This window comes from Candidatus Koribacter versatilis Ellin345 (assembly GCF_000014005.1).
GTDB lineage: Bacteria > Acidobacteriota > Terriglobia > Terriglobales > Acidobacteriaceae > Korobacter > Korobacter versatilis_A.
In genome coordinates this window covers 4,838,378-4,852,928 of record NC_008009.1, presented here as the reverse complement: position 1 = coordinate 4,852,928, position 14,551 = coordinate 4,838,378, and the positions used below count along the sequence as shown (strand labels likewise).

At 61.4% G+C, this 14,551-nt stretch carries 10 protein-coding genes; 3 read left to right on the top strand and 7 right to left on the bottom strand.

The window, feature by feature from the left end; genetic code table 11:
* Positions 1–15: 15 nt before the first annotated feature.
* Complete coding sequence (locus ACID345_RS21250; RefSeq protein WP_011524891.1) at positions 16–981, top strand: L-threonylcarbamoyladenylate synthase; 966 nt, start codon at positions 16–18, stop codon at positions 979–981.
* 4 nt (positions 982–985) lie between these two features.
* Positions 986–1,417, top strand: coding sequence for a hypothetical protein (locus tag ACID345_RS21245; protein ID WP_041855965.1), 432 nt, complete (start codon positions 986–988; stop codon positions 1,415–1,417).
* Between the two features lie 65 nt (positions 1,418–1,482).
* On the opposite strand, the gene ACID345_RS21240 is transcribed toward ACID345_RS21245, so the two are convergent.
* The gene (locus tag ACID345_RS21240) at positions 1,483–2,451 is read right to left on the bottom strand and encodes a hypothetical protein (RefSeq protein ID WP_011524890.1); all 969 of its coding nucleotides are present in this window, start codon (positions 2,449–2,451) and stop codon (positions 1,483–1,485) included.
* A 162-nt stretch (positions 2,452–2,613) separates the two neighbouring features.
* Between ACID345_RS21240 and ACID345_RS21235 the strand changes: the two genes are divergently transcribed.
* Positions 2,614–3,264, top strand: coding sequence for a hypothetical protein (locus ACID345_RS21235; protein WP_011524889.1), 651 nt, complete (start codon positions 2,614–2,616; stop codon positions 3,262–3,264).
* A 19-nt stretch (positions 3,265–3,283) separates the two neighbouring features.
* On the opposite strand, the gene ACID345_RS21230 is transcribed toward ACID345_RS21235, so the two are convergent.
* The 6 genes from ACID345_RS21230 to ACID345_RS21205 all read right to left on the bottom strand — a co-directional run bounded on the left by ACID345_RS21230 (position 3,284) and on the right by ACID345_RS21205 (position 14,546).
* A complete protein-coding gene (locus ACID345_RS21230; protein ID WP_011524888.1) occupies positions 3,284–5,392 on the bottom strand; it encodes a hypothetical protein in 2,109 nt (702 codons plus the stop codon).
* A 20-nt stretch (positions 5,393–5,412) separates the two neighbouring features.
* Positions 5,413–7,683 carry a choice-of-anchor D domain-containing protein gene (locus tag ACID345_RS21225; RefSeq protein WP_011524887.1) on the bottom strand — a complete coding sequence of 757 codons (2,271 nt, stop codon included), beginning with the start codon at positions 7,681–7,683 and terminating at the stop codon, positions 5,413–5,415.
* A gap of 96 nt (positions 7,684–7,779) precedes the next feature.
* Complete coding sequence (locus tag ACID345_RS21220; RefSeq protein ID WP_011524886.1) at positions 7,780–11,112, bottom strand: serine/threonine-protein kinase; 3,333 nt, start codon at positions 11,110–11,112, stop codon at positions 7,780–7,782.
* Positions 11,113–11,156: 44 nt separating this feature from the next.
* The gene (locus ACID345_RS21215) at positions 11,157–12,263 is read right to left on the bottom strand and encodes a 6-phosphofructokinase (RefSeq protein ID WP_011524885.1); all 1,107 of its coding nucleotides are present in this window, start codon (positions 12,261–12,263) and stop codon (positions 11,157–11,159) included.
* The gene (gene pyk / locus ACID345_RS21210) at positions 12,260–13,717 is read right to left on the bottom strand and encodes a pyruvate kinase (protein WP_011524884.1); all 1,458 of its coding nucleotides are present in this window, start codon (positions 13,715–13,717) and stop codon (positions 12,260–12,262) included. The genes ACID345_RS21215 and pyk overlap by 4 nt, the downstream gene beginning before the upstream one ends.
* A gap of 1 nt (position 13,718) precedes the next feature.
* Positions 13,719–14,546 (bottom strand): TIGR00730 family Rossman fold protein, encoded by an 828-nt coding sequence (locus ACID345_RS21205; protein WP_011524883.1) that lies wholly within the window; start codon positions 14,544–14,546, stop codon positions 13,719–13,721.
* Positions 14,547–14,551 lie beyond the last annotated feature (5 nt).

Here is a 14,551-nt window from a genome sequence, read left to right as displayed (position 1 = left end):
AACTACAATGCGGGAGTGACCGATCCCGCAGAAATCCAAGCCGCCGCGCGCCTGCTGAAGGCCGGGCGGCTTGTTTCGTTTCCGACCGAAACCGTGTACGGGCTGGGCGCGAACGCGCTGGACGCCGAGGCGGTGGCGCGGATTTACGCGGCGAAGGGACGGCCCGCGACGAGTCCGCTGATCGTCCATGTGGACTCGGTGGAAATGGCGAAATCGCTGGTGACAGCATGGCCCGATGCCGCGGACGCGCTGGCGCGCGCGTTCTGGCCGGGGCCGTTGACGCTGGTTTTACCGGCGCGCGACGTGGTTCCTCCCATCGTCCGCGCGGGATTGCCCACGGTTGGCGTGCGGATGCCGGACCATCCGCTGGCGCAGGCGCTGATTCGCGCGGCAGGCGTGCCGCTGGCCGCGCCGAGCGCGAACCGTTTCACGCAAATCTCGCCCACCACCGCGGAACACGTACGGAGAAGTCTCGGCGACTCGGTGGAGATGGTGCTCGACGGCGGTCCGTGCGCGGTGGGGATTGAATCCACGGTGCTTTCACTGGCAGGGCCGCGGGCGGTTTTGTTACGTCCGGGCGGAGTGACGCGCGCGCAAATCGAGGCGGTGATTGGGCCGATCGGCGACGCCGACGAAGCGCCGGAGGGCGCGCATCCGTCGCCGGGGATGCATCCGCGGCACTATAGCCCGCGGACGCGGCTTTTGCTGGTGAAAGACGGGGAAGTGCCGCGCGACGGACGCGGAATTTATCTGAGTTACGGACGAAAATCCCCACCCTACGCTGCGCGTAGGATGGGGCACCCCAACCTCACTGTGGTGGAGATGCCGGCTTCCGCGGAAAAATACGCGGCGCGCCTCTACGACGAATTGCACCGCGCGGATGACGGCGGATTTGATTGGATCGCGGTGGAGCAAGTGCCGGAGACGCCGGAGTGGGAAGGCGTGCGGGACCGGGTCAAGCGGGCCGCGGTGCGGGAATGAGCCAATGAGCCAGATAGATACTCCTCCGACGCTCGCCGAAGCAACGCAGCGTTTGCAGACCTTCCTAGTGCAGAACGGCTATCCGGGCGCTATCCGCTGGATTCGTGCTGACGATTTTGTGGTGACGGGAAGGAACCTTTATTCGGTGCGGGGCTCGCGGCGAGACGAAACCCGATCGGCTAGCGATCACTACGCGACAGGCGTGAATCGAGGATTTGGAATTGAACTCCGTGCGATCGGGATGAGTTCGAGCGAGACGTTCGCGATGGTATGGCTTCTGATCGACGCGAGAGACGCGGAATATCACTTAATGCCGTGCGGACTAAAGCTGTCGTGTCCGGTAGAGCGTGCGCTGGTTCGAATTGTGAAGAATCCGGTGAAGTGGTTTCTTCTGGCTAGTCGCGACAAAGGACGAAGCAGAGTTTTGTTCGAGTGAATTCGATTGAAGTCGTGGTTTCCCATGTCTCGAAAATCGCGAGACATGGGGCACCCAGGCCCACGTCACCACTTACTTGCCCACTCAGGTGCAGGCATCGGCGTGGGTTTTGACTTTGTCAAATCGATCAGCACGGTTTCTTGCAGACCGTCTTTAGCAATTGAAGCCGCGATGATCTTCCCGTCTCGCGCGAAGACGAGCCTGCCTTGATGGTCCCATTCCGCCCAACTAACTGCGTCAAGCTTGGTTTTCCAGTTTTTGCCGTGAGCGGACACCTCGAATTCCTCGGAGCAGTCGAGGCGATCGAAGCTGCGCGTAAGGCGGATGGCGTGTTCTTTGTTTGGGCTGAGTTTCTCGAGGATCTCTGGTTGAGCGGTCTCGAAAAAGCGATGAGGGCGGTGCTGCTTCACGAGCCATTCTTGTTTCACCTTCCATCCGTTGCGCGCGAGGCGTTGCGAGAAGAGCGGGTCGTCTTCTCCGCACGCTGCGGGATTGGGCTCGACCCGCAGATGCGTAGGGAGGTGGTCGCGATGGGGAACGGCGGCGATGGGGCGATGATTCAGCAGGAGTCTGCGGTTTGATTCGAACAATCCGCCGCCATGCCAGCAGTCGCCCTTGGGCCAGAGGGCGAGCGCGGTGAGATACGGCGGCCGGCTGACGGCAGTCCAGGCGTAGGTGTACTCGGTGCAGAACTTGCGTTTTAGAAGGCGTTGTTTGCCAACCCGCCCATCGGCTTGATCGCTGTGCAATTGCTTGGCTTCTTCCAAGCGGCGTCGGCTGTATTTCGAGCAGAAATAGACGAGGAGTTCGCCGTTCGGCGAGAGGTCGCAACGCCGTTCGTAGATTCGTCCACGGAACCATTGGCCGGGCTCGAATTCATCGGTCTGGGTGTTCCACTTGACCAGTTGAACCCAATCTGATGGGCCGCGGCGGAAGATGACCGCAGTCGGCGATTTCCGAGCGAGAAGAAAGAAGGTGCGGGCCGGGACGGCCTCTTTCTTCATGCCCTTCCCGGTAACCTTTACGTTTTGCATGCAAGCGTGGAGATCAGCATAGCGGGCGAAGGAAGGCCACGCCAGTATTCGATGGCGAGATTGACTTGAACGCCCGAACGGGAGTGCGAAGTAGGACAGCGTCCGAGTTCCGGCTTGACGAGTTGCGGCGACGTGCCAGAATGTGCGCGACTGGAGGCGGATATGCGTCGCGGAATTATGGTGGCTGTCCTCGCTGTGCTCGTTGTTTCGAGCACCTCTCTCGCAAAGCCGGGCAAGGAGCGGTGGGCGATCAAGACCAGCGTGGTGAGTACTGGCAAGCACCACTCGCTGCAATACGACAAGTTCCTTGCGCTAGTGCAGCCGGAGATTCCTGCCGGTTTTGACCGGGACCACGATCGGATTCCCGGGAAAGCCGGCGAACCATCGGAAGGCGACATTATTACCATCCATGGCTGGTTGCAACTCGTGGCGTTTGAGAAGACCGCTTCCGGCGATGAGGACTACCACATCCAAATCAGCGCCAGCCAGAGCGATGGCAAGAATTGCATCATTGTGGAAGCGCCGAATCCGGATTTTATTGATGATCCGACGCTAAAGCAGCAAGCGACAGCGATTCGTGCCTGGGTGCGGGAAAAGTTGTTGCACGATCCCCAGAGAGAGCCGAGTTCGAAGGGTATCCCGATGACCCATCCGCCGTATGTGAGTGCGACCGGACAGCTGTTCTTCGATGCCTCGCACGAACAGGGAAGTGACCCGGGTGGCGGACGCGGCAAACTTGGTATGAATGCCGGAACGGTTTGGGAGCTTCATCCACTGACGAAGCTGACGTTTGCGAAGGCGCCGAGTGCGTGACGAGATCCTTTCCCGCGGTCTAGTTGTCCTGCGGAGCTTTTGAAACAGCGCCTTTCGCCGCGCGCGGTTTGCGATTGGTCGGTAAATGTTGAACAGCGCCGAGGCGTTTGTCGGGCGAGGCACCGTAGGCTTCCGGATGAAGGTAGAGGCCGCGCTGCGCCGCGGTTTTGTCGGTTTCGACTTGTAGCGGGTGCGCGAGATGATACGGATCTTTGCGGACCGCCGTGATCTGCCAGGAGACGGTCATGCCCGGCGTGCCACCTGCAATTTCAAACGCGCCTTTTGCGATCGGTGCGCTGACGTAGAGCGAAGCGGGCGCGCCGATGGGCGTGAGTTGATAGCGGAAATCAGTGTTAACAGCCTCGAACCACGCGGGCAGCTTGATGGCAGCGCGGCCATTGGCGCCGATGGTCGCGTTGCCGGAGTATACGTTCAACAATTCTGACGATTGGATGCCGCTGTGCTCGAGGATTTTGCTTTCGGGATCGAGCGGATCGTCGATTTGCATGCGCGCGGCGGACGATGTGGTGAGCAGGCCGGTAACAGTAACGTTGCCGTCGAGCGTAGCGGCGTTGCCGGTGCCGCCTATGGAGGGCGCGGCGTAGAGGCCGTCGCCATTGGGGCCGCCGCCGATGAAGTATCCGCCGTATCCGCCGGTGATCGCCGCGGCATTCGCGACGTTGCCGCCGGTTCCGCTGACGCCGTTGCCGGTGCCGGAATCGCCATCACCACCGTAGAAATCGGCGCCGTCGCCGCCGGTGGCGTTGGTCACGCCGCTGGCGAGCGTACCGCCGGTCGCGACGAGTCCCGCGCCGGCCGTGGTTGCGGAGGCAGCGGCCGCGCCACCGTTGGCGGAGACGGCTGTGCCGCCGCCATTGGCGCCGCTAAATAATCCGCCGAAAATGCCAAGGGTAGTTGAGGCACCTTGCACGAATGATGCGTTGAGCGATCCCCCGACGATGTTGCCGGCGCCATCCACGCTGAACACTTCGGTGCTCGTTCCGACGATGCCGCTGAGGAGCTTCCCGTGCGCGCTATTGAGGAAGAGAGCGGCGACGCCGTTAGCGCTGGCGACCGTGGCGCGCATGCCAGTGGTGGCGCCGGTGGTGGCGGTGGCGGTGCCGTAGATCGCGACGCCCGCCGTGGATGCGGTTGATCCGCGGAAGCCGATGGCTACGCCGGTGGTGGCAGTGTTCTGGCCGAAGACGCCGTAACCGTCTGGCGATTGGGTAATTCCTTTCACGCCGGTTGCCGTGCCGGTGGCCGTGTTTGCGGTGCCGTACACCGCGATGCCACCGGGCGAGCTCGAGGTACCGCGGATGCCGACGGCGGTGCCGGTCGGCGAAGTGTTGGAGCCGAAGACGCCGTAGCCGGCGGCAGAGGCTGAAGATCCGAAGACACCGTAGGCGGCGAGCGACGTTGAGGTGCTGACGCCGTAGAGAGCGCTGCCGGTGCTCTTCGAGTACACGCCGTAGCCAGTGCCGCTGGAAACATTGATTCCCATGCCGGTGCTGCTTTGCGTGACGCCGACGATCTGGTCGGTGGTGCTCCCGGTGAAGTTCGTCGGGGTGGCGGAAACTGCGTTCTTAATTGCGCCAGCAGCAGTGCGGCCTTTGCCGAGGGTCGTGGTCTGCTGCGCGATTTGTTCTTTGACGACGGTGGTGAGTTTGTCGGTGGTGACGAAGTCGAGGGCGGGATGTCCAGCGAGAGTGTCGGCCTGGGCGGCGCGAAGCGCGTAGGGAACGCTGACGAGGAGGACGCGTTTCTCGTGAGAACCTTCGACGCGGATACCGAGCCATTGCGCTTCGCCAGAAGTGAAGATGTCCGCGGGAAGACCTTCGGATTTCGTGGCGCCGAGAAGGACAGTGTATTTGCCGTCTTTTTCGAGCGAGACGTTTTGGGTTTCAGTCCAAAGCGCAGATGTGTCGTTCTCGGAACGATAGAGGCTGAAGGTGATTCCGCGCGCGACGGTGGAGGATGGCGCGGCTTCCGGCGCGATTTGTCCGGCGAAGCGGATGAGGCGAGGAACGGTTGGCTGAGCAACCGTGGCTGCGGCTTCGTTCGTTTGGGCGAGCGCGGTTCCACCCATCAACATTGCTGCGCAAAGCACACCGACGATGCGATTCACGAGTGCGTTCCTCCAGAGCGTTATTGGCCCGTTCCTGAAAGCGTGGCGTAGGCGGCGTAACCGCCGCCGGAAAGAACCAGGTTTGCAGATTGCGGTCCGGTGGCCGTTGGTTTGAATACGAGGCCGAGAGTGCAGGCGGCGTGGGCCGCAAGCGACGTGGTGCAGGTCCCGCCGTAGAACGAGAATGCCGTTCCTGTTGGTCCGATGGATTTGCCGAGCGTGATCACGGCAGCAGTGTTGTTGGTGACGAACACGGTTTGCATCTTCGAAGTGTTTTTGGTCACCGAGCCGAAGCTGATCGTAGAACTTGAGACGGCGAGCGCAGAGAGTCCGGAGCCGCGTAGCGAGACGGAAGCGGTGTTTGCGCCGGAAGTGTAGGTGAGAGTTGCGTTCTCATTGCGCTGACTCGTTGGCGTGAACTCTACCTGGAATGTGCAGGAGGCATGCGAAGGCAGACTGCTACCGCACGTGGTTGTGCCGAGGGTGAAGTCTGTCGAGGCTGGGGCAATTGCCGGCGCGGAGAGAGAGACGCTCGAAGCGGAGTTGTTGAGAATCGCGCCGCTGAGCGTGGTGTTCTTGCCGACATACACGTTGCCAAAACTCATGGAAATTGGCAGCGCGGTGAAAACAGCGACGCCAGTGCCGCTGAGTGGAACCTTGAGAGGACCAATCGCTCCGGACGAAGAGACGGTGAGTGTTCCTGTCTGCGTGCCGAGAGCGGTGGGCTTGAATGTGACGGTGATGGTGCAGGTGGTGTTGTAACTCAGAGTTGAGGTACAAGTTCCGCCGCTGATCGCGAAGTTGCCGCTGATGCTCGGCGATATTGAATTGAGATCGTTCCCGGATGCGAGGAGCGTGATGGTTCGCGACGAACTGGTGGTGTTCACCGTTTGATTGGAGAAGCTCACGCTTGCGGGTGTCGGCGTGAGGCCCTGGCTGATGACGGCGAAGTTCAGTACCGGATGTGGCGATCCGGGGACAAGAGCATTGATGTAGTTCGAACCGGAATCGAATTCGGGATCGCCATTGGTATCGAGCATTGTGCCGAGCGGGCGGGGCCCTTCACTGGCTTCGATCCAGTAGACAAGCCCGGTGGAGATTCCGAAGGACGTGGTGTCGGATTGCACGTTGTGCACGACGGTCGAATCGTCATTGCAAGCGACAAGGACCGGGCTTCCGGCGGAAACAGTGAAGACATAGATGCGCGTGTCGTAGCGGCTGCCATCGGTGCTGACGTAGGCACTGCCGTTGTGCTGCGGATCGATGCGATACCAAACGCTGTGGTTGACCTGGGTGTGGTCGGTGGAGGTGGTGTCGCCGTCGAAGCAGGGAGGAACGGGATCGTTCTGGTTGGTCGCCGCGTTGCCGGGTTGCGGGTTCGCGTTGGCAGTGTCGTGATAGTCGGTGAATCCGCCTGCGGTAACGGGAATGGCGGTGCTGGTCAGATCGTTGGGAGCAGCGGACGACGTGGGCACCGCGAGTGCGCCGAGAGTCGTGGATTTGCCGTTGACCGTAGCGGAAATGCTGACTTGCGATGCAGACAGGTCGAGTGGGTTATAGAAGCCGGTGAAGTCGAATTGGAATTGCGTGAACACAGCGTTCAGCTTGCTGTTGTTGAGCACGCCGTCAACGACGAGAAAGAATGTCTGGTCCTGGGTGAAGCCGACGAAATCCCAACGCGTCATGGTGTTGTCAGAGGGCACGACAGGATCGGGTTCTGCGATGAGCAGGTGTCCGTTGTTGTAGGTGGGGTTGGCGTTCGTGAGGACCGGCGACGTCATGAGGCGGTAGGTCATGCACGCGCCCATGGTGGCGCCGTTTGCAGTGCTGATGTCGTCATTCGCGCTCGAGGGCATGCTGCATGCCACGAAGTCCGGGTTGGTGAGGATCTGATTCAGAACGAGCGAATTGACGGTGACTGTGGTTTTGGAGCCGGAGGGACGCACAACTTTGACCTGAAGGATGGTCTTGACGCTGCCGGCGAAACCGCCATTCGCCCACACGATCGGCGTGATCTTGATGGAGTTGCCGCCGATCGAAAACGAGGCGGATAGATCGGGGTAGGTAATGGGGGACTTGGTGGTATCGCCGGGAAGGACGCAGGATGTGGAGTGGCCGTCGAGCCATGCGAGATAGGGAGTGGAACCGCTATCGAGGCAATCGGTGTCGGTGCCGGGACCATTCTGTGAACTGGGCAGATCGCCGCGCCGACGCGCGAATGCGGTGCCGGTGAGAAGAGTGCAGATCAGAACAGATGCCAGCCCAGCGATCAGCGGGGTGCGGAACTTCATGGGCGTACCGTCCTCACGACTGCAGGCCTGATATTGGGAGAGGAAGTGCGCGGTATTCTACCCGCGAATGGCGGCACTTCCAACCAACAAATGTGGCTAGTGGAGAGATTGGCGCGCTTCGGCGGCGAGGTGATGAAAGCCCAGTTTTTCGGCTTGAGAGGCAATGTCGCGAAGATCGGTGACGGACTGGGGTTTCGAGGAAAATTGTTGGGCGCGGGCCAGCACCAGGCGAGCTTCGAGATTCAGGTAGTTCGGCTTTTCAGAGAGCCCGAGCAATGGGCGGAGGAGTGCCGCGGCGTCGACTGGCTGAGCTGAAGCGATCAAAAACTCAGCGCGCGCGACCGCAGCGGCGAGGGCGATGTCGTGGTCCTGAGAAGGCTGCTGCGCGAGCTGTTCGTAGTAAGGCCGAGCCGCAGCCAGATCTTTCTTGCGAGTGAGAATGCGCAGGATGAGGGTGTTGGCCTCGATGGTCTCTTCGGAATCCTTCTCCCGCTGGAATTCCGCGACGGCGGTTTGGGCATTTTTCAGGGCAGCGTCGAATTCATCGGATTGAAAATCTGCCTGCGCCGCGGCGAGTTGGAGCTGTGCGATTTGGGCCTTCGCGGTGGGCTCTTGTAATTGGAGAGCAGCTGCGTAACTGCTGCGGGCGTGAGGAAGATCGCCGCGCTCGAGGTAGAGATCTCCGAGTAGGGCTTGAGTAACGGAGATGCTGGTGGGGACGCCGAGTTGTTTGCGAATATCGAGAGCCTGATGCGCGGCGTTGAACGCGGCTTCACTGTCGCCTGATTCCTGGAGATAGAGCGCGAGATTGTTGAGGGCGTAGCCTTCGGCGTCGCGGTCCTGGGCGTCGTGCGCGACCTGTTGCGCAAGGCGGGCCTGCTGAATGGCGGCGGGAAGATCATCGCTCGCGCGCAGGAGGTCGGCAGAGATGAGGCGGGCGCGGGCTTCGTCGTAGCGATCGCCACTGTGCGCTGCGATCTCGATGGCCTGGCCGGCGTGTTGCTGCGCAGCTTTCTGGTCGCCAAGGTTCAACAAGGTCAGCGCGAGGTTGAGATGTGCACCCGCCATGTCGTGCTGCGATTGAGCTTTGGTGACGATGGCGAGAACGCGATCATAGGCATTCTTGGCTTCCTGGTACTGGCCGCGGGTGACGAGCTCGTTGGCGATCCGATTGAGCGCAACGGCGCCACTCACGCCATCGCCGAAGTCGGCGAAGACTGTTCGCGCGGTGTCGCAACTGGCGAGAGCTTTCGCGGAGTCACCGTTGCGTTGATAAGCCCAGCAGAGTTGCAAAGAGGCTTTGGCCTGCATCATGCGCCAGGAACGGGCTTGCGCATCACGAACCGCGCGTTCGGCGGACTGGATCTCTGCGGTGTAGTTTCCCATGGCAGCGTAGGTTTCGGCGGCGGCGATTTGGATACGGGGATCGGTGCCAGCAGGCGCTTTTAGCTTGGAGAGACGGGCGATGGTCTTGAGGGCGTCGGAAGGTTGCGCGCCGAGGGTTTGCGCGTTCGAGAGCATGAGGCCGTATTGCAGGTTGTCGCGAGTGAAGGTGAAGAGGGCGTCGAGCTTCTGGATCGCGGTCTTCCAGTCGTTGTTGAGTTCAGCGGAGCGGGCTTCTAACAAGGTGACGAATTCCGGCGGAAGCTTGCCCCCTTGCGCGAGTTCGGCGGCACGTTTCGCTTCCTGCTGCGCAGCCGGCATGTTTTTCAGGAGATTAAGAGCCTCCGCGTATGTGGCGTGGATGGAGGGATTGTCGGGTTCGGCATTGGCGGCCTTCTTGGAGAGCGACGCGGCCTCGACGCTGTTGAGCGCGCGTAACTGCGCAAGTGCCTGGAAGTAGAGCTTGCGTCCTTCGTCGGTCCGCGGATAGATGTTTTCGGCTTCTTCGGTTTCGCTGTCGGAGAGAAGCTGGGTGCCTAGGCGCTGGCGAATTTTGGAGGCGGCGTCAGCGATGAGCGCGCCAGCATTTTGCTCGGTGCCTTCTTCGTGGATGGAATCGAGAGTGCCGCCGTCGGGGCGCTCGAGCTTCAGGTCAAAGGCGAGCTTGCCATCGGATGCGTTCGTGTATTTGCCGATAACGAGATAGTCGGCGCCGATGGCGCGGCGGAAGGCGGAGAGATCTTCCTGCTCGAAACTCGCACTGGCTGTGACCGGAAACTCGCCTTGTGCGAGTGAGACGTCTTCGGCAGGGACGGTGGTTAACCCCTTTGACAGGCCGAGATTGCTGGTGAGGAGTTCGGTGAGTTCGGTGCCGGTGGACGTGGACTCGGTGCGGGCGGAGGCATCGTGCAGCGATAGCACCGCGACGGTGGGCGTGCGATGGGAGAGGAACCATCGGCGTGCGGCATAGCCGCCGAAGCTGGCGACTGCGAGGAGAACAGCGACGGTCGTGGCGAACGCAGCGAGCTTCTTGCGGCGCTTCTCGGCGCGGCCCTCGACGGCGGCGAGTGCGTCCATGACGCTGGCGAAGCGATCTTGTGGATTGCGCTCCAGGCATTTGAGGATCGCGCGCTCGGTGTACTTCGGAATGTCGGGGCGATAGTGCGAGGGCGAAACCGGACGCTCGGTGAGCTTGCGATCCAGGGCCTCGCGACGGGTGGTCGCAGCTATCGGGAAACGAGCGGTGAGGAGTTCGTACAGAACGACGCCGAACGCGTAAATGTCGGCGGCGGGGGTGATCTCAGTTTTGCCATCGACCTGTTCCGGCGCCATGTACGCGGGCGTGCCGCCGGCGACGCCGCGGTCGCGTCCGGTGGCTTGGAGATTCACGGCGAGACCGAAATCGGTGACGACGGCGCGCGTACTCTCGCCGGATCCAACGAGCAAGACATTTGAGGTTTTGAAATCCTGGTGGACGATTTCGGCGCGATGGACGGCGTCGAGCCCGGCAGCGATTTGGGCGGCGATGCGGTAGAACTGCGGCAACGGCAACGGACCGCTGCGGTGAATGACGTCGCTTAGCGATTCGCCTTCGACAAGTTCCATGGTGAGGAACATCACGGCGGGCTGGCGATCACGATCCTCGAAGACTTCGATGAGGCGGCAGACGTTGGGATGAGTGACGCGGCGCGCCGAGCGCATTTCGAGCTTGAGTTGCTCGACCATGTCGGGATTGGCGGCGATAGCGGGAAGAATGGTTTTGAGCGCGAGGCGAACGCGGACGACTTCGTCCTCGGCTTCGTAGACTTCGCCCATGCCGCCCTTGGCGATAAAGCGAACGATGCGGAAGCGATTGGCGAGGCGATCACCGGACTCGAGACGGCCGGGTGTGCGTCCCGGTAAGTGTTCCGCAGTGCTATTGGGGATGGAGACGAGGGCGTGGTCGGCGGTTTCGGGCGCACTTAGTTCGGCCTGACCGGCAGTGGGCAGAAGCGAGTCGTCGCTGCCGATATCGCGCTTATCGTCTTCCGGATCCCCGAAGCTCATGGCTGAAGGTGGGGTGCATTATCCCACACGAGCGGCGACGAGCTTTATTCATCTCCGAAGGCGATGCCAATGGCGCGCGCGGTCAGGACCAAATCGCTGTCCGGAGGAACGAGGCGGAGTTTCGCGATGGCCTCTTCGAGCGGGACGAAGGCTAGATGCGGCGGATGGAGCGCGACCATCACGGTGCTGCGGCCTTCGGCGAGGGCTTCGACGGCGCCGGCACCGAAGGTGACTCCTAAATTGCGGTCGAGTGCCGTCGGCGATCCACCGCGTAGGAGGTGACCGAGGACAACGGTGCGACTCTCTTTGCCGGTGAGGCTTTGTAATTGTTGCGTGACCTGCTCGCCGATGCCACCGAGGCGCTCGGCTTTGCCGACTTCGCGCTCCCTTATGGTGACATCCTTGCCGTGAGCTTTGGCGCCTTCCGCGACTACGACGATGGAGTACGGCTTGCCGTCCTGGTGTCGGAGTTTGAGGGCGTTCGCCACGTTTTCGATTTTGTAGGGGATCTCAGGGATGAGGATGGCATCGGCGCGTCCGGCGACACCGCAGTGCAGGGCGATCCAACCGGCGTAGCGGCCCATTACTTCGACGACCAGGATGCGCTGGTGGGAGAGCGCGGTGCTGTGCAGGCGGTCAATACATTCGGTGGCGAAGGAGACGGCGGTATTGAAGCCGAAGGTCATTGCTGTGGATTCGAGATCGTTGTCGATGGTCTTTGGAACGCCAACGACGCGCAGACCTTTCTTGGCGAGGCCGTTGGCGATGGTGAGGCTGCCGTCGCCGCCAATGGAAATCAGGGCGTCGATGCCGCGATCGCGGAAGAAGTTGAGGATCTGATCGGAGCAATCGGTTTCGTGCTTCGTGCCATCGGCGGCGGTGATGACGCGGCGGAAGGGGTTGCCGCGGTTAGTGGTCCCGAGGATCGTGCCGCCGACGTGGGAGATGTCGCGCACAACACCACGGTTCAGCTGGATCAGCCCACCATTGGGATAGCGATGTGGTTCAAGAATGCCGTCGTAGCCGTCGCGAATGCCGAACACTTCCCAGCCGAGGCGGCGCGCAGCATACACCGCGCCGTGGATGACGGCGTTCAACCCGGGAGCATCGCCCCCGCCCGTATTGATTGCAATCTTCTTGATGTCGCTCATGATGTCGTCCTTGAGGAAGTGGCTGAGGCTACCGATTCGGGTATGCGCAGGAATTCTATGCGATGGCTTGCGTCGGGGTGTTTTGTGGAGGCGGCAGCGACGAGAAGCGCGATCTTGCCGCGGATGTGCTGCTGATGGAGCCAGTCGTAAATGATGGGGCGCCAGTCGTCGGCCTCTTCGCCAACGAAGACGGGTTCAACGCCGTAGGAAAATTTCAAATTGCGGCAGACGTTTTCATTCGCGCTCAGCGCGACGATCCACACCGACGGCTTGAAGCGGGAGATCATACGCGCGGTGTCGCCGCTGAGGGTTGGAACGAAGACCGCGGCGGAGGGCGCTGTCTCGAGCGCGCGTTCCACGAGGATTCCCATTGCCTGAGCTGCGGTGCTGGGAGTCCAACCGGCGCCGTGTACGTTACTGGGATGCGCACGGTGCCGATGGGGTTCGGTGGCGGCGGCGATCTTCCCGAGCATGGCAACGGCTTCCTCGGGGAATTGGCCGACAGCGCATTCGCCCGACAACATTACGCAATCAGTGCCATCGAAGATCGCATTAGCGACATCGGTGCACTCGGCGCGGGTGGGAAGGCGATTGGTGATCATGGATTCAAGCATCTGCGTGGCGGTAATGACGGGCTTGCCGGCGGCATTTGCGCCCGAGATCAGTTGTTTCTGAATGACGGCGATCTCTTCCATCGGTACTTCGATACCGAGGTCGCCGCGGGCAACCATGATGCCGTCGGAGGCGCGGAGGATTTCGTCGTAGTTCTGTACTGCCTCGGCGCGCTCGATCTTGGCAAAGATGAACGGATGATGGCCGAGCGATTCCGCGGCGGTGCGTACCAGTTCGATGTCGTGGGCATTTTGGACGAAGGATTGGCTAACGGCGTCCACACCGTTTTCGAGGGCGAACTTGAGGCAGTCGCGGTCGTGTTCGGTGAAGGCGGAGATGCCGAGGTTAATTCCGGGAAGGTTGAGTCCTTTGCGCGAGCGAAGTTCACCACCGACTGCAACGACGCAGTGGACGTCTGTGCCTTCGATACGCTCGACGAGAAGATGAACGAGGCCGTCGTTCAGATACAAGCGGTCGCCGGGTTTCACCACCTGTGGAAGAGCGGCGAAGGACATGGAGCAGCGGCGATTGTCGCCGACAATTGAATCGGTGGTAAGAGTGAAGGGATCGCCGGCGCGGAGGTGAATCGGTTCGTTCTGAATCGTTCCGAGACGCATTTTCGGGCCGGGCAGGTCGGCGAGGACAGCCACGGCGCGGCCGGCGCGGTCGGAAGCCGCACGTAGGTTGGCGATGCGTTCGCGGTGGCCGCTGAAATCGCCGTGGGAAAAGTTCAGGCGCGCGACGTCGAGTCCGGTGCGGATGAGGCGCTCCAGCATTTCCGGCGATTCCGAAGCAGGGCCGATGGTGCCGACGATTTTCGTTTTGTGGTCGCGTACCTGCATTTCAACTCCTCGGCTTCAGCCGTTCCTTGAGTTCGACGGGCAGACTGGCAACGACGAGCTCCACGGCTTCTTTGGGCGAGTCGGTGATGCGGGCAAAGCCAGTGTCTTCCATGCCGATGGCGCCTTCTCCGAGAAGGTGCGCGGTGAAGTCGCGGACACCGGACCAGAATTCCTCTCCGATAAGGATGAGAGGGAACGGGCCGATCTTGCCGCATTGGATGAGGGTCGCGGCTTCAAAGAGTTCGTCGAGGGTCCCGAAGCCTCCGGGTAAACAGATGAACGCGCACGAGTACTTGACGAGGCAAACCTTACGCACGAAGAAATAGTGGAATTCGATGGTCTGATCCACGTAGGGGTTTGGCGCCTGCTCGAACGGAAGAATGATGTTGAGGCCGAGGCTTGCTCCTCCTGCTTCCTTGGCGCCGCGATTGGCGGCTTCCATCATGCCGGGGCCGCCGCCAGTGAGGACAGCGAAGCCTGCCTTGGCGAGTTCGCGTCCGACTTCGCAGCCGAGGTCGTAGTACTTGTGGCCCTCGTGAAACCGCGCGGAGCCGAAGACGGTGACTGCGGGGCCAACTCCGTAGAGCTTGTCAAAGCCCTGGACGAATTCGTCGCTAATGCGTTTGAGGCGCTCGCGCTCGCGGACTGGCGAGCGCACTTCCATCAGTAACGCGCGCTCTTCCGAGACGGCGCTATGCTCGTCGGTGGCGTTGATTTCGTACGCCATCTTGCCCGATTCCTTCCAAGTGCGCTGCCATTGTTGTTCCCATTCTTGCGCGGACAACCTGCGGTGCTGGTGCTGGTCTCTGACTTCGGTCGAGTCGCTCATCGTGG